Source organism: Microbulbifer mixtoriginis (SeqCode) (assembly GCF_052466865.1).
Window position 1 is genome coordinate 4,050,787 of sequence record NZ_CP174293.1, and the last position, 23,322, is coordinate 4,074,108.

The 23,322-nt window shown below is 47.5% G+C and carries 22 protein-coding genes and 1 pseudogene; 3 read left to right on the top strand and 20 right to left on the bottom strand.

Annotation, left to right across the window (positions count from 1 at the left end; all coding sequences use genetic code 11):
- Nucleotide 1: 1 nt before the first annotated feature.
- From ACJJJA_RS18300 to ACJJJA_RS18325, 6 genes are all read right to left on the bottom strand, one after another.
- Nucleotides 2–856 carry a zeta toxin family protein gene (locus ACJJJA_RS18300; RefSeq protein WP_444902975.1) on the bottom strand — a complete coding sequence of 285 codons (855 nt, stop codon included), beginning with the start codon at nt 854–856 and terminating at the stop codon, nt 2–4.
- A 209-nt stretch (nt 857–1,065) separates the two neighbouring features.
- On the bottom strand, nt 1,066–1,242 hold the full coding sequence (locus ACJJJA_RS18305) for an RHS repeat-associated core domain-containing protein (RefSeq protein WP_444902976.1): 177 nt from the start codon (nt 1,240–1,242) through the stop codon (nt 1,066–1,068).
- A 55-nt stretch (nt 1,243–1,297) separates the two neighbouring features.
- Nucleotides 1,298–1,762, bottom strand: coding sequence for a hypothetical protein (locus ACJJJA_RS18310; protein WP_444902977.1), 465 nt, complete (start codon nt 1,760–1,762; stop codon nt 1,298–1,300).
- Between the two features lie 581 nt (nt 1,763–2,343).
- The gene (tnpA, locus tag ACJJJA_RS18315) at nt 2,344–2,778 is read right to left on the bottom strand and encodes an IS200/IS605 family transposase (RefSeq protein ID WP_444902978.1); all 435 of its coding nucleotides are present in this window, start codon (nt 2,776–2,778) and stop codon (nt 2,344–2,346) included.
- Between the two features lie 220 nt (nt 2,779–2,998).
- Nucleotides 2,999–3,301 (bottom strand): ADP-ribosylglycohydrolase family protein, encoded by a 303-nt coding sequence (locus tag ACJJJA_RS18320; RefSeq protein WP_444905262.1) that lies wholly within the window; start codon nt 3,299–3,301, stop codon nt 2,999–3,001.
- 145 nt (nt 3,302–3,446) lie between these two features.
- Complete coding sequence (locus ACJJJA_RS18325; protein WP_507021854.1) at nt 3,447–4,124, bottom strand: ADP-ribosylglycohydrolase family protein; 678 nt, start codon at nt 4,122–4,124, stop codon at nt 3,447–3,449.
- A 120-nt stretch (nt 4,125–4,244) separates the two neighbouring features.
- Between ACJJJA_RS18325 and ACJJJA_RS18330 the strand changes: the two genes are divergently transcribed.
- The gene (locus ACJJJA_RS18330) at nt 4,245–4,451 is read left to right on the top strand and encodes a hypothetical protein (RefSeq protein ID WP_444902979.1); all 207 of its coding nucleotides are present in this window, start codon (nt 4,245–4,247) and stop codon (nt 4,449–4,451) included.
- A gap of 447 nt (nt 4,452–4,898) precedes the next feature.
- On the opposite strand, the gene ACJJJA_RS18335 is transcribed toward ACJJJA_RS18330, so the two are convergent.
- The 3 genes and pseudogenes from ACJJJA_RS18335 to ACJJJA_RS18345 all read right to left on the bottom strand — a co-directional run.
- A complete protein-coding gene (locus tag ACJJJA_RS18335) occupies nt 4,899–5,573 on the bottom strand; it encodes a pentapeptide repeat-containing protein (protein WP_444902980.1) in 675 nt (224 codons plus the stop codon).
- A 248-nt stretch (nt 5,574–5,821) separates the two neighbouring features.
- Nucleotides 5,822–6,229, bottom strand: a complete 408-nt coding sequence (locus ACJJJA_RS18340; protein ID WP_444902981.1) for a hypothetical protein — start codon at nt 6,227–6,229, stop codon at nt 5,822–5,824.
- 57 nt (nt 6,230–6,286) lie between these two features.
- Nucleotides 6,287–6,331 (bottom strand): annotated as a pseudogene (locus ACJJJA_RS18345) (hypothetical protein); the annotation flags it as partial.
- 192 nt (nt 6,332–6,523) lie between these two features.
- On the opposite strand from ACJJJA_RS18345, the gene ACJJJA_RS18350 reads away from it, so the two are divergent.
- Complete coding sequence (locus ACJJJA_RS18350) at nt 6,524–6,730, top strand: hypothetical protein (protein WP_444902982.1); 207 nt, start codon at nt 6,524–6,526, stop codon at nt 6,728–6,730.
- A gap of 92 nt (nt 6,731–6,822) precedes the next feature.
- On the opposite strand, the gene ACJJJA_RS18355 is transcribed toward ACJJJA_RS18350, so the two are convergent.
- The 3 genes from ACJJJA_RS18355 to ACJJJA_RS18365 all read right to left on the bottom strand — a co-directional run bounded on the left by ACJJJA_RS18355 (nt 6,823) and on the right by ACJJJA_RS18365 (nt 8,198).
- Nucleotides 6,823–7,074: a hypothetical protein gene (locus ACJJJA_RS18355; RefSeq protein WP_444902983.1), complete on the bottom strand. Its 252-nt coding sequence runs from the start codon at nt 7,072–7,074 to the stop codon at nt 6,823–6,825.
- 161 nt (nt 7,075–7,235) lie between these two features.
- Nucleotides 7,236–7,403 (bottom strand): hypothetical protein, encoded by a 168-nt coding sequence (locus ACJJJA_RS18360; RefSeq protein ID WP_444902984.1) that lies wholly within the window; start codon nt 7,401–7,403, stop codon nt 7,236–7,238.
- Nucleotides 7,404–7,973: 570 nt separating this feature from the next.
- A complete protein-coding gene (locus tag ACJJJA_RS18365) occupies nt 7,974–8,198 on the bottom strand; it encodes a hypothetical protein (RefSeq protein ID WP_444902985.1) in 225 nt (74 codons plus the stop codon).
- 269 nt (nt 8,199–8,467) lie between these two features.
- Here ACJJJA_RS18365 and ACJJJA_RS18370 point away from each other — a divergent pair, with 269 nt between their 5' ends.
- A complete protein-coding gene (locus tag ACJJJA_RS18370; protein ID WP_444902986.1) occupies nt 8,468–8,605 on the top strand; it encodes a hypothetical protein in 138 nt (45 codons plus the stop codon).
- Nucleotides 8,606–9,015: 410 nt separating this feature from the next.
- Here ACJJJA_RS18370 and ACJJJA_RS18375 read toward each other — a convergent pair whose 3' ends face one another.
- The 8 genes from ACJJJA_RS18375 to edd form a co-directional block, all read right to left on the bottom strand.
- A complete protein-coding gene (locus tag ACJJJA_RS18375; protein ID WP_444902987.1) occupies nt 9,016–9,339 on the bottom strand; it encodes a hypothetical protein in 324 nt (107 codons plus the stop codon).
- On the bottom strand, nt 9,317–14,431 hold the full coding sequence (locus ACJJJA_RS18380; RefSeq protein ID WP_444902988.1) for an RHS repeat-associated core domain-containing protein: 5,115 nt from the start codon (nt 14,429–14,431) through the stop codon (nt 9,317–9,319). Before ACJJJA_RS18380 ends, ACJJJA_RS18375 begins: the two co-directional genes overlap by 23 nt.
- Before the next feature lie 826 nt (nt 14,432–15,257).
- Nucleotides 15,258–16,694, bottom strand: a complete 1,437-nt coding sequence (gene pyk, locus ACJJJA_RS18385; protein ID WP_444902989.1) for a pyruvate kinase — start codon at nt 16,692–16,694, stop codon at nt 15,258–15,260.
- Nucleotides 16,695–16,847: 153 nt separating this feature from the next.
- Complete coding sequence (gene gap, locus ACJJJA_RS18390) at nt 16,848–17,882, bottom strand: type I glyceraldehyde-3-phosphate dehydrogenase (protein ID WP_444902990.1); 1,035 nt, start codon at nt 17,880–17,882, stop codon at nt 16,848–16,850.
- A 163-nt stretch (nt 17,883–18,045) separates the two neighbouring features.
- A complete protein-coding gene (locus ACJJJA_RS18395; protein WP_444902991.1) occupies nt 18,046–18,675 on the bottom strand; it encodes a bifunctional 4-hydroxy-2-oxoglutarate aldolase/2-dehydro-3-deoxy-phosphogluconate aldolase in 630 nt (209 codons plus the stop codon).
- Between the two features lie 21 nt (nt 18,676–18,696).
- The gene (gene pgl / locus ACJJJA_RS18400) at nt 18,697–19,407 is read right to left on the bottom strand and encodes a 6-phosphogluconolactonase (protein WP_444902992.1); all 711 of its coding nucleotides are present in this window, start codon (nt 19,405–19,407) and stop codon (nt 18,697–18,699) included.
- 56 nt (nt 19,408–19,463) lie between these two features.
- Nucleotides 19,464–20,924 (bottom strand): glucose-6-phosphate dehydrogenase, encoded by a 1,461-nt coding sequence (zwf, locus tag ACJJJA_RS18405; RefSeq protein ID WP_444902993.1) that lies wholly within the window; start codon nt 20,922–20,924, stop codon nt 19,464–19,466.
- Between the two features lie 54 nt (nt 20,925–20,978).
- Nucleotides 20,979–22,796 (bottom strand): phosphogluconate dehydratase, encoded by a 1,818-nt coding sequence (gene edd, locus ACJJJA_RS18410; RefSeq protein ID WP_444902994.1) that lies wholly within the window; start codon nt 22,794–22,796, stop codon nt 20,979–20,981.
- Nucleotides 22,797–23,322: the final 526 nt, after the last annotated feature.

A 23,322-nucleotide genomic window follows, 5' to 3' on the forward strand; every position in this document is an offset into this window, starting at 1 on the left:
ATCAATCTCCAAACCCACCATGCTCTTCAATAGCTTTACCCCAAGTTCTCCCCTTATACTTGGATAAGGTTGAAACCACATCCTCTTTCCAAGCTCCGTCAGGTAAAGGGTCGGTTATTCTTGCTATCTCAGCATCATCAACTTCAGTATGTTTCAACTCATTCATTTCAAAAGTTGGATCACTTGTAAGTTTAACGTATTCAGATTGATCAAGAATATCCAACTCACCTTGCTCAACTCTAGCGACCAGCTTTTTATCTCCTGAATGGGATGTACCATAAAGCTCGTAAACCCCAAGCTCCGGATTATCCTCAAAAAATTTTATTGTCTTCTCTCTGTTTTCTCTTGCTGGTTTGAAACCAGTCTCTCCCACAACTTGAAAAGGGACTATAGGGTCCTCACCACCAGGCTTTCGCATTAGAACACCGATTAAAGAGATTTCGAGCGGAGCATCCATATCAGAGACATTAAGTTTTCTTCCTGTGTTTTGCGCCGCATCAACTAACTTTTGAATATCTTCAACATCACCTAAACGCTTATCTACCATAAAGCTTACAGGCTTTCCTAATACATCCTTTTGTTTTAACAATTCGGCTTGTACTCGTTTAGCAAGCATTGAATTCTCAGCATGTACCTGGTCATATGTGACAGGAAATTTTGTGTTATCAATCAGTAATTTCTTGAACTCATCAGGGTTAATTACTGCAATGTCATTCATACTTTCGACCCCTTCCACTCCGCCAGAGTTAACAAAACGCGACTTACCACTACCAGAATTGCCTCGCATAGCGAATATTGTTGGTTCATCAACTGATTGGCCTAGACCTGTAATACGATTTAATTTTTCTTGAACCAAGTCATGATGTAAAACTTGACGCTCCTCATCCCATACCCCGTTTACTTCATAAACTTCTTGTGTTTTCTTACCTTCCGAAAGTTCTCTTGCTGCTTTTTTAGGACAAATTGAAACTACTTCGCTAGAAGTAAGCCCAAGAGGATCAACCCAATGTATCGGATTAGAGCAATAGCGGTATAAATTGATTCCCCTACTAAACCAATAGGATCCTACTGAGTAAACTCCCCTACCTGTGATTCATAGTATCTAAACCGGTTGTAGTGCAGCCCGGTTTCTTCATCGAAGTGCTGCCCTTGGAAGCGAATCGGCTGTTCAATTTGGTTTTCGAGAGCCACGGCGATATTGCCATAGCTCTTGTAGGCAACGCCTCCACACCACTTCACCATCTTGGTTGGTGAGGGTATCCGGGATTTCGAGGTGGTCTAGGTGGTAGTAATAGACCTACTTATCTTCATTAAGTGCAACAGGTTTGAAAGTCTTCGGTTCGAAGTAGTATGTACGGCTATTAAGATCCTGCTGAGTTTGGAGATCTCTTTTGATTTCTTGCAGGAGGACATCACCATCCCAAAGAAAGCCAGTTTGATCATCGCTAGAAGCCTTACTAATAAGGCGCCTTAGAGGGTCATATTGGTAGTGAATCTCTAGTTGAAGCCGCTCTGCCTCATCTTCTACCTTAAGCTTTTCTACCCGCACCAGCTGCTGGCGACTGTTGTAATGGTAGCGGGCTTGCAATTTTTGGCCATTACCGCGTAGCTCGGCAATACGGTTGCCGTGGATATCGTAGCGGTAGTGGGTATCACCACGAAAAGCGAGGCAGTTGCCTTTGACTTGAGTGGCGCTGGCCTGTTGATTTGCTTCGCCTTTCGGGTTGGGGGCGACAAGAATATTGTGTAGGAACGTGGACAAGGCATTCGGGGTTGGGTCAGGCGGACCAGGGCATCGTAATAATAACTGTACTCAGGGATTGAGCCCTGAGTCGGATCTTATTCCAGGCCGTTGACCTTGCCCAGACATTGTTTTTCTTGGTATTGCTAATCAGCCGATCAGTATCGCTGCCTAAGTAGGTTTTGGAATTTACTGGCAGGATTGAAGGCGAAGTTAAGCACTTCATACTCATCCAATATAGTAGCTAAAGCCCCCTAGCCGGTATTCCTCTCAAGCCAATCACAGGCTGGCTAGCCAGAGATCAAGAGAACATTGGCAACACATGTTTCACTCCTTAATTACCATTTCGATCAGACCTAAATCGACCCATTTTCTTTCTATGTAATTTTCAACAAGAAATGGAAAAAACTATATGTAAGTTCGCACTCAAAACAGCCTCTTCACTTATTGAAGAATTAATATTACACCTAGCTCACGAAGTGATCCCCACTAAAATTTAACGCTACAAAATTATATACAACCAACTTATCAAAGACTTAATGGAGCAATCAACAACCACTTGCATAGCGGGTGGTATGGTGAAAGCCCCCAGAGGGGGCTAGTTACAACCCCGCTAGTTGAATCTGTTCTTGCCGGCGTTCTTCGACCTCTTGATTCTTGATGCACTCTCGAATCATCTGCTCATCAAGCCCCACTGTACTCACGCAGTAACCCCGAGCCCAAAAGTGTCTTCCTGTGAAATTTCTTTGTACATGTTTGTACTTCCGAAATATCTGGATCGCAGATTTCCCTTTCAGAAACCCAATCGTATTGGAAACACTAAACTTCGGAGGAATCATTAACAGCATATGAATGTGATCCCTCATTCCGTACCCCTCGACTAACTCAATGCCTTTTTGACGACATAAGTCTCGGAATATTGCTCCAATCTCCCGCCTCAATGTCCCAAATAACGCTTTCTTTCGATACTTGGGCACAAATACCACGTGGTACCTGCAATAATGTTTCACGTGAGTTTGGCACTGCCAATCTCGCATATGGCCTCCTTCTAGAACTTGCCCGTTCATGGAGGCCATATTTTTACTCTGCACGCCGGAACGGCTGAGCCTTGTCAAGTCTCACCGCCAGAGGCGGTGGTTTACCTGTGTGTTAATTAAAACTAACCTATCATTAGAGGAATAATTTCAAATAGGTGCATATGTCGAAATATTATTCCGGCAACTAAGAGGCTTCATACACATTCAAAACATAGCAAAACTAGACTTTTTGTAAATTAACAATATTACACTCTTCAAAAACTGGACTCCCTGCATAATATGCAACCAACTCATCTGCAAAATAATAAAACAGATGAGGCTTATGTATCTTTTTTATAAAGTGAAATGGGATCTTCGATTCTCCATAGAAGGCTCCAGCCAATTGACCATATATAGCACCAATAGTATCACTATCACTTCCAAGGTTTACGGCTTTCACAAGGCCATCTTCAAAATTTGAAGTGTTATAAAAATCCCATAAAGCCGCCTCTAAAGAATCAATGACATAACCGGATGAGAGTATTTCATCTCTTGTTTTTTCTTATATGATCCCAGTGCTATTTTGTTTACCTTCTCGCAAAGAGGATGAAATCCCCAATAGCCGTTAACTGGAGCATATCCTTCGCTCAAAAGTACATCTTTTGTCTCGCCATACAAAGCACCAAGAATCAGAGCTGAAAAATACCTACATGAATCCACACATTCAATTGCGGGATGAGTTGTTTTTGAACTTTCTCCAGCCATTCGGATACCATCCTGTGGCAGGCTAGCAAAAAAAGGGGGACCGGAGCCAGCCTCATTAGGGAACCATTACCTGCGGATCTTTCATGGTTAGAACCGGAAAACTCTTGCCCTGTTTCAGAGAACTTACTGGGGGCTCTCGCAGTAGCATTCCCTATATCAAAACAACTACCAGTGGAACTAAAAAGACCATCCTTCCACCACGCTAGATAAAGCTCCATTTGATTTCTTGCATCGAAAGATTTCTTATCAAGCAAGCTATAGGCTAGACAAAGAGCCATACTAGTATCATCAGTCCATTGACCAGGCTTCAACTTAAATGGTCCTCCCCCTACAATTTCTGTTAGATCCTCTTTATCTGGTCTCGCACCAAATTCCAGGGTTGTACCTAGGGCATCTCCAATAGCCAGACCTAACAAGCAACCTCTATATCGATCAGCTAGAATACTAGAGTTCTTCCCAATTGATCTTGCAAAGTTGAATAAGTCTGCCTGTGATCGAGAAGATTCTCGATAGAGAAAGTAGTTTAGTAGCCATTGATTTTTAGTCTGACTTTCCTCACAAAACTTATTAGACAATGGGGGAACACTCACTTCAATAACCATTATTCCTCCTCCAAATCAATACGCCAAATACCATCTTCATCTTTTTCTTTCTTAGTTATTTTAAATTCTGTCCTCGCACAGAACAAAATCTCATCTATCGTAATTAATACTGGTGATCAGTTGGTCTATATCATAGACGACCGGGCGACGGTGCAGGCTCTAGAATTAACCGGCAGGGTTGAAGGCAGTATTATATTGGTGACTGAGTTTATCTTTGCCCTGCCAATCCACAGTCCCGCGGCCACTGGCATCGTATTCCCAGCACAGCTTGTGGTGGGTGTTTTCCGCATCTCATTGAAAAACTACGTCTTATCTGCTTTTTCATAGGCATCAGCTATATTTTAGTTAAGTTTACTCACCAAGTGAAAGGCTTACTTAGTACTACACCGACATTAATCAATACAAACTCCCGAGAAATCCTTTCGAATTCAGACACTCCCATTAGGCCATTCCTTGATTTAAAATGTGAATGGATTGTCGTTAAACTTGATTGCAGAAATAAAAAAATCTCTCTTTCTATACACTTCCAAAAGCTGTTTTAATATTGGTTAAAAACTATTCTAAAGCAGGTTTATTATGAATGAATGCCATCTCTTCTCATGGGAACAAAATCAGAATCAAGGACCAGCTTCCTATTTCCAATTTTCTGGCGCTGTAGTTTGTAGTGAACGCATTAAATGGCTTAGGATATATGTTTTAACCGACCCCCAGGAAAAGCATATTTCAAAAACACTTGGGCACTAAAGCCACCCCCTACCATATATAATCACCCAGCTAAAATAGACTTAAAAAATCAAAAAGCCGTGAGGCCTCAAATGGGTCTTTAGCCACCTTACCTTTTGAGTTAAGCCACTCAACAGAATTCAAATTTATTGTTTTTTTATTTTCACTAACAGCCATTATAAAGCTCTTAGTGGGCGCAATTCTTGCCCAAGAAAAGTCACTATTCTTGACTGCACTCCCCCTAAAATCGGGCAAGACTAGCCTCGAAGAAGAAAAATCACAATCTAAAATAGTAGATTTAACTATTTCCGAATTAATAAAATAACTTGAGCTAAAGCTAGACAAACCCCATTTAACATGATCGAACTTAGCACTATTACCATACAAAGACTCTAGCTCGCACGAAACAAATTCACATTTTTTAAAGTAAGATTCATGCACTCTGCTGTTAAACATATTAACTCTAGAGAAATTGCAGTTAATAAACGTGCAATAGCTCAAATTCAAATAACTTAAACTACAATCCGAAAAGTTTTCCCCTTCTATCTCCAGTCCTCTAAGATCAAAAAGCTGATCAAAATCACGATCATTGACACTGTATTTATCTGTCAAATAGTCTTCAAAAAGATATTCATCCAAAGGTTTATCTGACTGTAAAGCTGTTACTACCTGTATTGCTTTCTTAGCTCCGTTATCAGTTTTCCACCTCGAATTAAATTCATTCATTCCTCTAGACCTTTCCCAAAGTTAGGGTTTTCAACCCATTCTTCAAGTTCCAATCTCCCTCGGGCATTTTCTTTAACCTTTGCCACGGCTTTAATATGCTCAGTTTTTATGTCAGCAAAAACAGCACTCTCTGACTCTGCTATATACTTATCCCCCCGAATCTCCCAAATGCATTCTCAACTCTTCTTTCTAGAAGTTCGTTAACGTTAAACATTGGAGCTCCCTCAATCTTAACAACTATCCCTACTTCATCTGCCCAATCTATCGGCCCCTCCATGCTCGGCCATAGGGCTCTTAATGAAAGGTGATGTCCCCCTGAATGCACTATCATCTCCACCATTAGCGTAATTTATAAGATCAATATTATCACCTTTTGCATGTAATCCATTTGCAAACAAATCATCAATAGATATGCCTTCAGGTATTCTCATACCATGGCAACCCTTTCCATGCATTACTGTAGGCTCAAATGCCTTACCGTTGATAATTGCTACTGGAGTACCTTGATCAACTTGTTTGATCGTGTCGTTAGGGGGTTGAGTGTCATTCCTATCTCTCTCATTTTTTCCAGTAAATAGAGCTTTAATTTTACTAAAGAGGCTAGGTTTACTACTTCTCTCAGGATCTGCTTTAGGAGGACAATCTTTGGATGACAAACCTAAAGGGGCAGTCCAGATTAAAGGGTTGGGAGCATACCGATAATTATTCGATCTACCTAATAACCCAATCGGTTCCTGCTGAGTAAACTCCCCAACCTGTGGATCATAGCACCTAAACCGGTTGTAATGCTGTCCAGTCTCTTCATTAAAGTACTGCCCCTAGAAGCGTATCGGTTGCTCTACTTGGTTTTCATGGTCTAAAGCGATATTACCGTAGCGCTTATAAGCAACACTCTATATAACTTCACCGTCTTGGTTGGTAAGAGTATCTGGAGTTCCTAGGTGATCTAAATGGTAATGATAAACCTGCCCACCTTCTTTTTGTGCAGCCGGTTTGAAAGTACCCGGTTCGAAATGGTAGATGTAGGTATTCAGATCCTGCTTAGCTTGGATATCGGTTATGTTTTACCGCAGGGGGACATCGCCATCCCAGAGGAAATGGGTTTGTTCACTATCTGTTGCTTTACCAATACGACGCCCCAGGCGGCGTATTGGTAGTGTATGACCTGCTGGAACTGTTCTGCGCCCTTCTCTACATTTAGCTTTTCTATCCGAACCAGTTGTTGGCGGCTGTTGTAGTGGTGGCGGGTTTACAGTTTTTGTCCTTTACTGCGCAGCTTGGCGATACGATTTCCTTGGATATCATAGTGATAGTGGATATCACCCCGAAAAGCGAGACGGTTACCTTTGACCTGGGTGGCGCAGGCCTGCTGTTTAACTTCATCTTTCGAATTAGCGGCGGCGATAATATTGTGCGCGGGGTCGTGCACAAAGTATTCAGGGTTGGGGCCGTCTACCTGGGTAAAGCCATTGAGGGCGTCGTAGTGGTTGCTGCGCTCCAAGATTGAGTCTGACTGAGTCGGATTTGATACCGGACCATTTGACTTGCCCAGACGCAGCTTTTGCAGGCGGCCTTGAGGATCGTAGTTTCTCTGGCTTTCCAGCCCATTGCCGTATCGGCGCTGGCTTTCCCTGCCCTGTTCATCGTGGCTGATGCTGGTGATCAGTGATCTGTATCACTGCCTATGGGGCGGCGGTGTAGGCTTTGGAATTGGCCGGCGGGATTGAAGGCAAAGTTCAGTACCTCACCATCGGGTAAAGTCGTGACAATACGATTACCGACGGAATCGTATTGGCGGCTCAGTTTGTCTTTGCTCTGCCAGTCGGCCAAAACGCGGCCATTGGCATCGTATTCCCAGTAGCACTCACCGTTTTCGTTAGTAAGGCCAATTAAATTTCACTCGCCGTCGTAGGCGTAACAGGTACTGCGACCTTTGGAGTCGGTGACTTCGGCCAGTAACCCCTGAGAGTTGTAGATGTATTGGGTGCGGGCGCTATCTGGAGTGGTCACCACATGGATACGATCCTGGGCGTCGTATTCGTAGCCAGTGACCAGAAACCCGATTAAAGGTTAATTAATCGTCAATAATTTACTCTGACCCCATTATTTACTGCGGCCTTCAGAGTCGGTAACTTCGGCCAGCAACCCTTGGAGGTTATAGCTGTATTGAGTGCGAGCACCATCTGGCGTAATTACCGCATGGATACGATCCTTTGCATCGTACTCGTAGCCGGTATTTAGAAGCCTGATTAAAGGTTAAAGAAACGTCAATATTTCACTCTGACCCCAATTATTCAATCTTTTGTCGATTTATCTCAACTGAGTTGACTTCCTAGATTGTTGTCCTAGCGAGTTAATTTAAATTTAACAATCTCAAGCGTCTCTTTATCAATCACAGCTTCACCAACTCCCCCCCAAAACAGGAGATTTAAAAGGCCGTGTAAATTTCACGATATAATTTTCTTTATCCTCATCAAACAAAATCAAATATTCTTCTAAATTTAATTTAGTCCCTGAAGACTCAATATGCTTATTCAATTGATTCCATGCAAGCAAATACCCACTATATACTTTTGTTTTAACTCTTTGTTCATTTAGTTCTTCTAAATCAACATTGCTAACCATAGAGACCCCCCGTTAAAAATAAAAAAAATACACAAACAAATAGAGATTTCATAAACCAAAACTACTAAGGTGAACATCTTTTGGCGACGACCAGAATACTGTGCGCGGAGTAGTACACAAAATATTCTGGATTGGGCCATCCACTTGAGTGAGGCAGTCTAGATCGACGTAATAGCGGCTGTGCTTCAGATTCGAATCGAGCCCTGAACTGGGTCGGTAACTAGGTTATTGGTTTTGCCCAGCTGTAGTATTTGGGGATCATAGTCCCAGTGGCTCTCCAGCCCATTTCCATGCTGGTGCTGGCTTTCTCTGCTATGTTCATCGTGGCTAATGGTAGTACTTGGTTGATCGGGGCGTTAGTGGTACAGGCTCTGGAATTGGCCAGCGTGGCTAGAGCACAATTTTGATCCAGTGAATTGGATTGTATAGCTGCCAGAACGACGTTACGCTGTAAAAGCACTCTTCACACTCTCATATGGCTAGACATTTTACCATTACACTAGCTGCATACAAAAATCCTTGAAAGCCGAATTCAAGTTTTAACGAAGTCAGCAGAGGAGGGTAACCAGCCTCTACCAACAAACAAACTCTGGGCGCAAGATTTGTATGATTGCCTACAATTTCTCTCCCCTGTTCCAGATAACCCAAGGCCTCTCTATACCACTAGCTGGCTATCACTTCATCAAAATAAATACAATAGTCAGGGTATAGATCTTATATTTCACTCCTTAGGGCCTTTCCAAATAGAAATCAAGCCCATAGAGATACATATATTGTTTCTCAATCTATGACTTCCTGAACTTTCTCACTTTTAAAGTTAATCTCTACCCGAGCACCCTAGATTTTTTTTTACCCACTCATCTTGATCCATGCCACCAATTATGACATTGATTATAAAAGAAAATACATACCCACGATCAAGATCTTTAGACAACAGATATTTAAGGTATGCTTCAGCTCTCAATTCATCTTCCTGGTGGCAAATTTCTCTAACACGACTTCTCGTCAATTCATCAATTTCTTGGTAGCTAGAAAATTTACCCTCCTCAACCGGGGTGACAGCAACACCAATTACTTTTTCAATTTTCTTTAAGTGCATTCGATGTATTCTTACTTCATTATTTGTTATTTTCTCGCCCACCTTCATAAGCCTCTTTGTACTTTGCTAACGTTTTATCAAGCTTGCTTTTGTCTGTAAGCTTGGCGCTCGTGACTTCAATTCCCTCTGGAACATTTTCCAGCGGGACTTCAAGGAGTTGCGCCTGGGCATCATGAGTAACAGTGGTCACTGTAGGACCATGCAGCACCTCTATGTCTTCATAGCCCATATTTTTCCTATGCTTGCCAAATGATACATTAACTATAGCTTTATTCTTCGCATCATTAGCATCTAATCCCTCATCTAATGCAAGAGAGTATTCTTTTTGATAATTATATTTATTTGATTTTGATAAACCACCGGGCAGACTACTTGGTGGCAAACCATTATTTTTTTCCATGAATTCTAGAATGGAAATTGATAGCAATGCCTCCGTAAGACTAAAACCAATTGGTTTTAGTTTAACTCCGTCATTATCGTTAAATATCGAAAAAGTGATCTTACCCTCACCCTCAGACAACTCAGCCAAACCTAAATCTAATTTGTTTCCATCATCATCTCTGACATAGAACTCGAGATATTCATCACCCCAAATAGATTTAAATTTAATATCATTTAGGGTTATCTCTTTACACTTCAAACCAAGAGGATCAATCCAGGTAATCGGGTTTGGAACATATCGATAGTTATTCACTCCACCAAACAACCCAACTGGATCTTGAGAAATGAATTGTCCAATCACCGAATCATAATAACGGAACCGATTATAATGCAGCCCCGTCTCCTCATCGTAATACTGGCCTTGAAAGCGGATCCGTTGCTCTACCTGGTTTTCATGGGCTAAAGCAATATTTCCATAGCTCTTATAAGCAACACTCCATACCACTTCGCCTTCTTGATTGGTGAGAGTATCTGGGGTTCCCAGATGATCCAGGTGGTAGTGGTATACCTGCTCTTTCTCTTGCTTACTTTCTTTTAAAGCAACCGGTTTGAAAGTGCCCGGCTCGAAGTAGTAAGTACGGGTATTGAGATCCTGCTTGGTCTGGGTATCGACTTTATTTTCCTGCAGGAGTACGTCGCCATCCCAGAGAAAACCGGTTTGCTCGCTTTCACTCACTTTACCAATACGACGCCCCAGAGGGTCGTATTGGTAGTGAATCTTTTGTTGAAGCTGCTCTGCCCCCTCTTCTACCTTGAGCTTTTCTACCCGCACCAGCTGCTGGCGGCTGTTGTAGTGGTAGCGGGTTTGCAGTTTTTGTCCTTTACCGCGCAGTTCGGCGATGCGATTGCCGTGGATATCGTAGCGGTAGTGGGTATCACCACGGAAGGCTAAGCGGTTGCCTTTGACCTGGGTGGCGCTGGCCTGCTGCTTGGCTTCGTCTTTCGAGTTAGCGGCGGCAAGAATATTGTGCGCGGGGTCGTGCACAATATATTCGGGGTTGGGGCCGTCTACCTGAGTGAGGCGGTCGAGGGCGTCGTAGTGGTAGCTGCGGGTGCCGCGCAGGCTGTCCTCAATTTGGGCAATCTGGCCGGCTTTATTGTATTGGTAGCTACGCTCAAGGATGGAGTTTGACTGAGCCGGATCTGATACCGGGCCATTTGCCTTGCCCAGGCGCAGTTTTTGCAGGCGGCCCTGAGGATCGTAATCTCTCTGACTTTCCAGCCCATTGCCGTGTTGGCGATGGCTTTCCCTACCCTGTTCATCGTGGTTGATACTGGTGATCAGCTGATCGGTTTCACCACCGACAGGACGGCGGTGCAGGCTTTGGAATTGGCCGGCGGGATTGAAAGCGAAGCTCAGTACTTCACCATCGGGTAATGTTGTGGCAATACGATTACCGATGGCATCGTATTGGTGGCTCAGTTTATCTTTACCCTGCCAGTCGGCCACAACGCGGCCATTAGCGTCGTACTCCCAGCGCAGTTTACGGTGGGCATTTTCCGCTTCAATTAGCTGACCGCTGCGGTTGTAGCGGAAATTGGTGATGCCGTCTGGAGTGACTTCTTCTAACAGGCGGCCGAAGGGGTCGCGCTCGAAGATGGTGTCGATACCCTTACCAGTATCAGTGTCGGTTACGGCTCTGGAGCTGATTAAGTGGCCAGCGCGATTATAGGCATAGCGGGTCACGCGGCCGTCGAAGCCAACTTCTTCAATCAGGCGCTCATTGAGATCGTATTTAAGCTGGTAGCGCTCTCCGTTTTCATTGGTGAGGCCGACTAAGTTGCGCTCACCGTCATAGTGGTATTGCAGGCGGCTGCCGTCCGGGTTGGAGCGGGTCTTAACCTGGCTGAGGCCGTCGTAGGCATAACTGGTACTACGACCTTCGGAGTCGGTAACTTCGGCCAGTAACCCCTGAGGGTTGTAGCTGTATTGGGTGCGGGCGCCATCTGGAGTGGTCACCGCATGAATACGATCCTGGGCATCGTATTCGTAGCGAGTGACCTGGCCGGGGGCGTGTTGTACTTCTTCCAGGCGACGAGCGTTGTCATAGCGGTAGTGTTGGGCGCGGCCCATAGGGTCTTTGACCGCCGCAAGTTTACCCTCGGGGTTCCACAAGTAGCGGGTGGTATTTCCCAATGGGTCGGTAACGCTGCCGATCAGACCAACGGGGTTATAACCGTATTGGGTACTGTTGCCGAGAGGATCTTTAGTGGCAACGATCTGACCTTTTTTGTTGTACTCGCGTTGCCACTTATTCCCAGCAGGGTCCGTAATTTTTGCGGGCAGACCTTCGCTATTGTATTCAATGCGGCGCTTATTGCCGGCGGCATCGGTTTTTTGTACCAGGCGGCCTTGATTATCGTATTGATAAATCTCTTCGCGCAGACTGCCATCGTCACTTGGCAGCTGTACCTTAGTGATCTGGCCCAGATCGTTATATGTATAAAGGGTCTCGGCACCTTCCGGATCGCGGTGATAAATGGGCAGGGCGCGCTCATTGAAACGGTAACGCTCTTTACCGCCGCGGGTATCCGTGACGCTAACCCCCTTACCATCATCATCCCAGGCAAACTGATAATTGTAAGTGTCCTGCCCATCGATAGGGTCACCCCACTGACGAGCACAGCGGGCGGAGGGACCTTCGGCATCCCATTCGAAGTGGAAGCGGTAGCCGGTTTTTAGGGTACGCTGCTTAATAACATGCTGGTGATACTGATACTGCTCACTGTGGCCATCAGCATCGGTGGCCTTGATCAGGTCGCCTTCATTGTTGTACTCATATTTTGCGAGAACTTTAATACGACCATCGCGGGTTTCTTTTTTCAGTTCACCAATATGTAAACTTTTTGCCTGCCCTTCCGGAGGACTGATATGCAGGGCTTCACCGAGACTGCTCTCGATACAGATTAAACGCTCATCGATATAGTGGAACAGGTAGAAGTTGCCATAACCATCGCGAATTTCTGCAAGCTTAAGAGTCCCCTTATCCCCGATAGCTTTAAAGTGCCTCTGCACTCCATTGGGGGCACCATAGGGGGTAACTATCCAATGTTCATCATTAACGCGAGTAAGCGATAACTGCTCCACCACATTGTGGCTGCGACCGCTATCTCCTGGTGCCGGCAGGTTAATCACTCGGCCCTCGGCATCGTGGAATTGCACCGCTTTACCGGGTCGCCATAGCAGTTTTTCCCCCAGGGTATGAGTCCAGCCATGTCCCAGACCAAAATCTTTGGGGTTACTGCTACGGTAAGTACGCGCTACAGTGAGTGGCAGGGGCCCATCTAATACCGTATCCACCAGAGTGAGACGCTCCTCACCGGTTTTTAGGTTGATGGGCTCTCCGCCCTCACAGGCATTCGCATTGCACTGGGAGGTACTACCATTTTGGTTAGTGCCGGTCTCACTATTAGCGCTATCCGGTTCATTGGAAGTAGAACTGCCGTTGGCCTGGCTCCCACCATCGGTATTGGAGCCTGAGCCACTCCCCTGGTTGCTTTGATTACCGTTACTGGAATTACTGGTAGAGCTATTGCTAGAAGCAGAGCTACTGGAAGCGCTACTTGAGGAAGAACTACTCGACGAGGGGCCGCCGGACGGTGTTGGTACCGCGGCTTCAGAGGAACTCAGGTCGGAGAAGCTGGCACCATTGCCCTTGGCATTGCCGCCGCGTTTTTTGGAGAGCAGATTGCGCTGCTTTTTCAGCTTGGCAAAATCCATCATCAGGTCGCCGATGCCACGGAAGGCTGTTAGCAGGCGCGTATTTTTCGCCATAGCCGCTACCGCACCAATACCCCCTGTAGCCGCAGCCAACACGATGGTGAGAATAATCTCAAAAGCTCCACCACCGGCCATTTCGGTGATTTCTAAACTGTGCTGGGCACTGGCGTAATCCTTGGCAAAACGGATGATGATATCGCGTAGCGCCGGATCGTCATAAATCAGTTCAGCCACCTCAAGGGCCAGATCAAATTGCTGCTTGGTGATTTTAGAGGGGTCGAAGCCGAGTACATCTACCGCTTCTCGCTGAACAGCCGATAAATATTCCCGTTGAGACTCTACAAGACTTTTATCATGGAGCAGGTAATTGACAACCGCTTTATTTTGCTCAAAGGACTGGCGTACAGGATGGATTAGTGCAGCCACTTCAAGCACGTCTTTAGCCCAAACGGCCAGCCCCCAGGCAGCGTTGCCCAGGCCCGTAGCGCCTCGATTAATATAAGCACCTACCTTCTCTAGACCCGAGCGCTGTTCATGGCGCTGCTGAATCAACGCAGCCTCAGCCCGCTCTTGAGCAATAATCTGCTGAAACCCTATACGGATTTTGCTGAGCAGTTGCGCCTGCTTGTCGACCAGCTCGGTAGCGGCAAATGGGGCTTCCTCAATAATCAGGCGGTTTTGTACCAGGGCCAGGTAGATTTCTTTTTCCCGGCTGGTTAAATGTCCCGGAGCTTCACTTAAGGGGCCAAGAAATATCGTACCCGACTGACTGGACTGGATACTGACACTCAGCGTATTGCAGGAAATCCCATTCAAGCCGAAAAAGTATTCATAGATCTCCTGAATGGCGGCGTTATCGAACATAGATAAGAGCTGGGTGGCATCCACCTGCAGGGGAATACCCATCTGGTACGCCCAGCCAACTCTCACCATATAACGAATGCCTTGCCTATTCTCGACACTTAGCTGCATGGATAATCCTTCAAACGCCGTAAGCCCGCTCTACGCCAGCTTCTTTTATCTTTGCCAGATCCAATAAATCATCCCGATTTATCTTCACATCTATTTACAACCCGGCGCACATGGCCGGCCTCTATTCCAATAAAAATTGTTCACTCTGCAAGTAATAACACGATTAGTACTTGTCACAGCCCAAAATCTTTTGGATTAGGATGTTCGCAATTTGTGAAATCTTAAATAGTAAACCTCATGATCCCGAAAGCTTATGGAAAACTACTTGCCAATAGCTCCAATTTACCGGCACCTGGATGGGATGAGGCCAAAGCTACCGGTAAGGGATACCTGAAATTGCGACCTATCTGGGCAGATTACCGCAAATAGGTCGAGGGGGATAGATAAACGGCATTACACGAGTACGACAACGAGTGCAGCGCTGCAGACAAATAAATTACTGAAAATATTTTGAATTAAGCGTAATAAATATAAAGGCACTCATCCTAGCAACAGATAATTTACTGCAAAGATCTAAAAGAAAAATCAAATTCGAATTTAACCGGCAATAACTCATTAAAAAAGTTATTTGTGCTGCCAACCCTCTTCACTGCTTTAACTAGTAGCTACTAGTTGGATCTATAGAACCACTCCAGGATCAGGCGCAACGTGAACAACATCACAAACCAGGAGAGGAGAAAAGATTGGAAAGAATTTAGAGCTGGGTGAAAAAGTGAGCAGCTGAGAATGGATAAATGAAAAGTTTATCGACAATCTTTCTTTTCAGGTGAAAGCCATTACTAATTTCAACTCCCAAATCGTTAGTAATGACTTACACCATAAAGATTTATTCGATTTCTTTAATACGCATCGAGTTGGTATGACCACCGACATTGAGGCGCTCACCTTGGGTGATCAATACCCGCTGGCCTTTTTGCAGGTCTATGCGCGCGCCCAGCACTTCGATAATTGACTCGGTAAGGTGCCCCAGAGGCACCGTGGCTGGATCGTAACTGATGGGCTCTACTCCGCGCAAGAGTACCAGCTGACGTGCAACATTGGGGTGCCTTGTCATAGCGTAAATCGGCAGGCGGGTATTGGCGCGGGACATCATACGCGGGGTTCGGCCAGACTCTGTCAACGCAGCCACTGCGCAGAGATTCTCCACTCGGGCAGCCACATCAATAGCGGCCTGGGCGATCACGGTATCAATACGATCCGAAGCACCATGTTCCTCTGGCGAGTAAGGCACACTGCCGAGATACTGCTCTGCCCCCACAATCACCTCACTCATGGATTCCACTGCAGAGACCGGGTAATCTCCTGCAGCGGTCTCTGCAGAAAGCATCACCGCATCGGTACCATCCAGCACAGCATTAGCCACGTCCATCACTTCCGCGCGGGTAGGCGTTGGGCTGGTAATCATGGACTCCATCATTTGCGTCGCGGTGATTACGCCGCGATTAAGCGCATTGGCACGGTTGATCAGTTTCTTTTGCACACCCACCAGAGCGGGATCGCCAATCTCTACTCCTAGGTCGCCACGTGCCACCATAATCGCATCAGAAGCAAGTATCAGGGCATTCATCTGTGTATCGTCGGCAACGGCTTCGGCGCGCTCAATCTTGGCCACAATGGCGGCCTGGCTACCAGCAGCCTGCATGGCCTTGCGCGCGGTCTCCAGGTCCTCGGCACAGCGGGGGAAACTCACTGCGAGGAAATCCACTTCCAACTCGGCAGCCAGTTCAATATCGCGGTAATCTTTTTCAGTTAAAGCTGGCGCGGACAAGCCACCGCCAAGCAGGTTAATGCCCTTGTTATTGGAGAGTTTACCACCCTGTAGCACACGGCAATACAGTTTGCTGGCAGTTGTACCCGTCACCTCCAGGCGAATCTTGCCATCGTCGAGCAGGAGAATATTACCGGAATGGCAATCGCTGATCAGGCTGGGGTAGTCGACCCCCACACGATGCTCATCGCCCCCTTCCGGAGGGCAGTCGAGATCCAGTGTGAACTCATCATTGTTCTCAAGCGCCACGCTGCCGGCTGTAAAACGGGCAATTCGAATTTTGGGGCCCTGTAAGTCGCCCAGTACTGCGACAGTTTTCCCCTGGGCCTCAGCAGCATCTCGCACTTCCCGCACCCGACGGCGATGGTCATCGGCACTACCATGGGAGAAATTTAAACGCACAACATTCACGCCGGCACGAATCATTTCATCGATCACACGCGGCTTATCGGTACCGGGTCCCAGAGTGGCGACGATTTTTGTATGGCGAATCATATGGTCCCGTTAGATATTTGTTTGAAAGAAAATCTCTACGACCGGCTAGCACTGCAGAAGTAAATTTAGCCGGCCCACTAGAGTACAAGACGAATTCACAGGCTTTCCCACAAGGGTTTTCTAATTTAGGGGCAACCTATCATAAGAATATACTCAGGCAGATTCCGCCACCGGCAGATCCAACTGTAAAGCTGCTGCCATGGCCAAGCTGGTATCCAACATACGGTGGGAGAAGCCCCATTCATTGTCATACCAGGCCATCACCTTCACCAGATTTCCATTCACCCGCGTGTGATTGGCATCGAAGTGGCTGGAAGCGGTGGTGTGATTAAAATCCACAGAAACCAAAGGCTGGTCGCAATAGCTCAAAACACCACCACTGGCTTCTGCGGCGCTCTGCATAATGCGGTTTACCTCTTCAACCGTAGTATCGCGGCCCGCAATAAACTGACAGTCCACCAGAGAGACGTTACTTACCGGCACCCGAACCGCCATTCCATCCAAACGCCCCTTTAATTCCGGTAATACCAGACCCACGGCCGCCGCCGCCCCAGTCTTGGTGGGAATCATATTGTCGGCCGCGGCACGTGCCCGATAAATATCCGCATGTACCGCATCCTGAGTATTTTGGTCGTTGGTATAGGCATGCACCGTGGTCATAAAGCCCCGCTCAATTCCCAGCGTACGGTGCAGCGCCTGTGCCACCGGTGCTAGGCAATTGGTGGTGCAGGAAGCATTGGAAACTACGCGATGCTCCGCGGTCAGGTTACTATTATTCACACCGTAAACCACGGTGAGATCTGAATCTTTTGAAGGAGCGGAAATCAGCACCGCTGCAGCACCGGCTTCGATATGGGCAGAAGCAGAAGCCTTGTCAGTAAAGCGGCCGGTACATTCCAATACCAGATCCACCCCCAGCTTTCCCCAAGGCAGTTTAGCCGGATCGCGCTCCTGATAGACCTGAACTCTATCAGAGCCGATAATCAACGCATTGCCATCCACTTTTACTTCGGTGGCAAAGCGGCCGTGAATAGTATCGAAACGCGTCAAGTGCGCATTGGAGGCAACCGGAGCCAAGTCATTAATCGCAACCAGCTGGATACGATCGCTGTAACCAGACTCGTAGATGGCACGGGTGACGTTACGACCGATACGGCCGTAACCATTGATGGCGACTTTAATTTTCATCTGGCTTTACCTTTTTATTAGCTTCTGGTTATCCCCTATTGCATCCATTTATGAATGCACTCTAGCGAACTTTTATGACGATTTGCCTGATGGTGTAGCGCACTTGCATCAGTCACTAAAGTACTACCCGAACAATTCGGGAGCGGCACAGGCAATTAACAGATTAGAATTTCAGTGCTGCAGCCTGTTGCGAAAGACGGGTAATCTCGGCCCAACTTTTCTCCTGTACCAAGGCACTGGAGGCCATCCAGGAACCTCCCACACAAACCACGTTGTTAAGTGCCAGGTAATCCGCCGCGTTGTTGGGGCTCACACCACCGGTTGGGCAAAATTTTACTTCCGCTAATGGACCGGCAAGGGACTTCAGCATGGCCACACCGCCGGCGGCCTCAGCAGGGAAAAATTTCTGATAACGGTAACCCCGCTCATACAGACCCATCACTTCGGAGGCGCTTGCGGCACCGGGTAATAGAGGCACATCACTTTTATCCGCAGATGCCAATAGTTTTTCTGTTGCACCAGGGCTTACCATAAAGCGCGCTCCTGCATCGACAGAGCGGCGCAGGTCATCGCCATTTAGCACTGTGCCGGTACCCACATGAGCCTCGGGTAGGTGTTTGGCTATTTGCTCTACTGCAGCCAAGGCCGCTTCTGTACGCAGGGTCACCTCAAGAACATTCAAGCCACCTTCGAGCAAGGCCTCAGCCAGGGGCAACGCATCTTCAGCCCGCTCGATAACCAACACTGGGACAACACCAGCAGACTGCAAAATGTCGGCGATATTTTTCTGCATCAATCAATTCCAAATCGTTCGTTAAGGCGCCCAATACACAGTGACCGGCTTCAGTCCCTGCTTGAGGATACTGCGCACCGGCATTTCCATTTCATCACTACCGAGCAGGGCTTCACGATAAACCTTAAGTTTTTCCTCACCGGTAATCAGTAGTTTGATATTTTTTGCCTGTAAAATGGCATTTAGGGTCAGCGTCATACGTTCGGTATTGGTACCGGTTACGGCACTCTGTTGCGCGGTAATGGCGCTACACAATTTGTCCGAATCTGGATTTAGTGCTTCGGCAAGCCCTTGCGCATGGGGAAATAAAGAAGCGGTGTGGCCGTCGTTACCCATTCCCAGAATGCACACATTAAAGGGGCGCGGCAGCTCGTCATAGGCGCGCTCACAATCAGCTTCACCCTCTACAGCACTAGTATGCGTGTTTTTCATGCCCAGCAAAGTGGCCTCGGCGGCATTACTTTGCAGCAGGCTGTTTTCAATAAATGCCTGGTTGCTGCCACTGTGGGATTTTTCTACCCAGCGTTCATCCACCAACGCCGCCGTAATCTGCGCCCAGGGCAGTGGACGCTTGGAAAGTTCGCGATAAACCGGTTCCGGGGTACTGCCTCCCGAGACAAGAAAAGTGGCTTGACCAGACTCTTTAATGCCTTGCTGCAGTTCGCAGGCACAGTCGTAGGCCAGTGCCTGTACCAGGCGTTCACGATCGATAAAGAATTTCTCTTCTGCCATGAATACTTCCATCCATCGTCATGGATTACCTTAAAAATAGGTAATCCACAAAATCATTAGTAGGCGTTAAACCATTGGCGACCATCACGCGCTAGCAGTTCGTTAGCTTCTTCTGGTCCCCAGCTCCCCGCAGGATAGGGCTTGGGCTGATTTTTGGTTTCACGCCAGTGTTCAATAATAGGGTCCACCCAGGCCCAGGCTACCGCCACTTCATCGCGGTGAATAAACAGGGCCGAGTTATTGGCAGCGGCATCGAGCATCAACCGCTTATAGGCATCACTGCGGAAGCTGTCATAAGTGTCTGAAAGCGTTAAATTCAATTCCGCCGGCTGTAGCTCAGTGGTCAGGCTATCCATTTTCTTGGCCATCAAAATCAGCCGGATGCTCTCTTCCGGCTGTAAGCGGATAACCAAACGGTTGGGGACTACATTGCCGGCACTCTCGTCATAGACTAGGTGGGAAACTTTTTTGTACTGCACCACAATTTCCGCACAGCGTTTTTCCATACGCTTGCCTGTGCGCAGGTAAAAAGGTACTCCCGCCCAACGCCAGCTATCGATATATGCACGCAAAGCGACAAAGGTTTCCGTGGCACTAGAGCCACCTTCCAGATCATCCAGATACCCCGGCACCTTTTGACCATTAATTTCTCCAGCAACATACTGGCCACGCACAACGTTTTTATCTACCAGGCCGCCCTTTAGTGGGCGCAACGCCTCCAATACCTTGATTTTTTCCGCTCGAACATTTTTCGCGGTCATGGAATTCGGAGAATCCATAGCGATCAGGCACAAAAGTTGTAAAAGATGATTTTGCACCATATCCCGCAGCGCACCGGTTTCATCATAAAAACCCGCGCGGCCTTCAAGGCCGACAGTTTCAGAAATACTAATCTGTATATGGTCAATAGTTTTTGCATCCCAAAGGTGCTCGAACAATACATTACTAAAACGCAAGGCCAGCAAGTTTTGAACGGTTTCCTTACCCAGGTAATGATCGATGCGGAAAATACTATTTTCCGGAAAGTAACTCGCAATTTTGCTATTGATTTCGTCAGAAGTCTGCGCGTTATAACCGAGAGGTTTTTCTACCACCACCCGGGAATTTTTACTAATCAAGCCTTTGGATGAAAGGTTTTCGCAGCAGGGGCCAAAAACACCAGGGGGAATAGCCAAATAAAAAATTCGCACTCGCTCGGGATCTGATTCGAGGATGTCCGATAAGTGCGTCCACTGTTGATCCGGTACAGAAATATCCAGGGCCACAGGGCGTAATAACTGGCTAAAACCAGTCCAGATGGAATTGCAATATTCACCATCGCGCAAATGCTGCTGTAGGGCCTGAAGTGCCACATTTAGATATTGATCGGCGTCTTGCTGGAGGCGACAAACAGGAAGAATTCGGCAGCCCTCTGCTAAGCTGCCCTCTCGGTAAGCGCGATACAGTGCTGGAATCAACTTGCGCAGGGCAAGATCACCACCACCACCAAATAACACCATATCAAATGGGTTAGACATAAATTTTGCTCTGAAATCGTTTTCTACTGCGCCGTTTCTTTTGAGCGACACATATTAATAAAGGATACTGGCACCACTCTCGGCACCACTGGCGATAGCGCGCATATTGGCAAAGAGTTCCCGGCCCATACCGCGGGCGCTTTTAGATAAATCGCACTGAGCGAGTTCGCGCGCATGTAATTCCGTTTCATCCACCAAGACCCGCAACACGCCAGCTTCGGCATCTAGCTCCACTATGTCACCATCGCGCACCTTGGCAATGGGGCCGCCTTCGACGGCCTCAGGAGACATATGAATAGCCGCCGGCACCTTGCCGGAAGCACCGGACATGCGCCCATCGGTGACCAGGGCCACTTTGAAGCCTCGATCTTGCAGTACACCCAGGGTTGGAGTCAGCTTATGCAGTTCAGGCATACCGTTTGCTTGTGGTCCCTGAAAACGCACTATCGCAACAAAATCCCGTTCCAGCTCGCCAGCTTTGAAACGCTCCAGTAATTCATCCTGGTCATGCAGCACAATCGCCGGCGCTTTCACCTTGAGATGCTCTGGTTTAATCGCGGAAACTTTGATCACACTACGGCCGAGGTTGCCCTCCAGTAGCTGCAAGCCACCGTGATGGGAGAAAGGATCGCTAACAGGGCGAATCACTGTAGTGTCGCCGCTCTCTTTCGCCGTTGGCCGCCAAACTACACCATCACCAGACTCGTTGAGGAAGGGGTCTTGGCAATAGGACTCAAGACCACTATCCCCCAGCACCGTGCATACATCACCATGTAACAGACCAGCCTCAAGCAACTCACTCATCAGGAATTGCATACCGCCAGCTGCCGCAAAGTGATTAATATCGGCCGTACCGTTTGGATAGACATGGCACAACAGAGGCACCACTTCAGAGAGGTCGGCCATATCCTGCCACGTGATCTGGATACCGGCAGCTCGCGCCATCGCTATTAAATGCAGCGTATGGTTGGTGGAACCACCTGTGGCGAGCAGTCCCACAATACCGTTAACAAATGTTTTTTCTGTGAGGATTTTCGCGATGGGTGTGTGCTGGCTGGGCTCAGTAATTTTTGCTAACTGTGCCACCGCCGCTTCATTAAGTGCATCGCGCAGGCCAGTGCCAGGATTGACAAATGAACTGCCTGGCAACTGCAGGCCCATAATTTCCACCAACATCTGGTTGCTGTTAGCGGTGCCGTAAAAAGTACAGGTGCCAGCACTGTGGTAAGAAGCGCTCTCCGCCTCCAACAATTCGGCACGACCAACCTTGCCCTCAGCATAGAGCTGGCGAACTCGTACTTTTTCCGCATTAGAAAGCCCAGTGGGCATTGGGCCCGCCGGTATAAAAATTGAGGGTAGATGTCCAAAAGCGAGGGCACCGATTACCAGTCCCGGCACTATCTTGTCGCAGATACCGAGGAACATAGCGCCTTCAAAGACATCGTGGGAAAGGGCGATGGCTGTGGACATGGCAATGACATCGCGGGAAAAGAGACTCAGCTCCATACCTGGCCGCCCCTGCGTCACCCCATCGCACATCGCCGGTACCCCACCGGCTACTTGCGCAGTGGCACCGTGACGCGCCGCCGCCTCTTTCAAGCGTGGCGGATAAAGCCCATAGGGCTGGTGCGCTGAGAGCATATCGTTATAAGCGGTAACAATCCCCAGATTGGGACCACGCCCGGAAACAATAAGCTGCTTGTCCTTTTCTGGAGAAGCTGCAATAGCATGGGCCAGATTGCCACAGGACAGGTGCGTAGTGGCACGCCCTTCAATGTGCGCCTTCTCCACCTGAGCCAAATACTGAGCGCGGGTTTCCTCACTGCGCTGGATAATTCGCTCGGTAACTGCCTGAACCTTGCTGTGAACCATGACTCTTCCGTATTAATTCTGCTCGATGCACGCTTGAGCTGACATCGATGCCTTATTGCGGTGGCGGCACAGCCACCATTGAGTTTTCATCCCTGAAAAGGCCTTTCGGCAAGTAAAATCCCGCCGCCTGACTGGGTTGTAGTGCGGACGAAGCCCTATCACCCGGCAGGCGATGAACAAGCTGGAGAATTCCATCGCCCACCCAGCAAAAAAAGTGCACTTTTTTTTCAGGAAAAACTAATAGGCTTGATCAATACCCCTACCAAACCTCAAGAAATGCACTTTCTTACCAAGCCTAATTTTTACCGGAGCCCACTAACTCCATCGGATACTAATGGGCCAGTGAGATCAAAACCTCCCCCCTCCAGATGGAGTAGAAAGCTCACAAACCTCAAATGGCACTAGCAAAATAAGGCCCTGCAAGCTTGATGAAGCGCATTATGTAGTAAAACTACAAAAAAGATCAAGAGCCAACCTATAGCCGACATAAGAACCAAGCCATTAGCCTGGGAAGGCCAAGTGAAAC

Excerpts from the sequence above, each read along its gene's own strand:
- ACJJJA_RS18305 (WP_444902976.1), bottom strand. The coding sequence starts at position 1,242 with ATGGTGAAGTGGTGTGGAGGCGTTGCCTACAAGAGCTATGGCAATATC.
- tnpA (WP_444902978.1), bottom strand. The coding sequence starts at position 2,778 with ATGCGAGATTGGCAGTGCCAAACTCACGTGAAACATTATTGCAGGTAC.
- ACJJJA_RS18325 (WP_507021854.1), bottom strand. The coding sequence starts at position 4,124 with ATGGTTATTGAAGTGAGTGTTCCCCCATTGTCTAATAAGTTTTGTGAG.
- ACJJJA_RS18335 (WP_444902980.1), bottom strand. The coding sequence starts at position 5,573 with ATGAATGAATTTAATTCGAGGTGGAAAACTGATAACGGAGCTAAGAAA.
- ACJJJA_RS18350 (WP_444902982.1), top strand. The coding sequence starts at position 6,524 with ATGGTAATGATAAACCTGCCCACCTTCTTTTTGTGCAGCCGGTTTGAA.
- ACJJJA_RS18365 (WP_444902985.1), bottom strand. The coding sequence starts at position 8,198 with ATGGTTAGCAATGTTGATTTAGAAGAACTAAATGAACAAAGAGTTAAA.
- ACJJJA_RS18380 (WP_444902988.1), bottom strand. The coding sequence starts at position 14,431 with ATGCAGCTAAGTGTCGAGAATAGGCAAGGCATTCGTTATATGGTGAGA.
- pyk (WP_444902989.1), bottom strand. The coding sequence starts at position 16,694 with ATGATTCGCCATACAAAAATCGTCGCCACTCTGGGACCCGGTACCGAT.
- gap (WP_444902990.1), bottom strand. The coding sequence starts at position 17,882 with ATGAAAATTAAAGTCGCCATCAATGGTTACGGCCGTATCGGTCGTAAC.
- ACJJJA_RS18395 (WP_444902991.1), bottom strand. The coding sequence starts at position 18,675 with ATGCAGAAAAATATCGCCGACATTTTGCAGTCTGCTGGTGTTGTCCCA.
- pgl (WP_444902992.1), bottom strand. The coding sequence starts at position 19,407 with ATGGCAGAAGAGAAATTCTTTATCGATCGTGAACGCCTGGTACAGGCA.
- zwf (WP_444902993.1), bottom strand. The coding sequence starts at position 20,924 with ATGTCTAACCCATTTGATATGGTGTTATTTGGTGGTGGTGGTGATCTT.
- edd (WP_444902994.1), bottom strand. The coding sequence starts at position 22,796 with ATGGTTCACAGCAAGGTTCAGGCAGTTACCGAGCGAATTATCCAGCGC.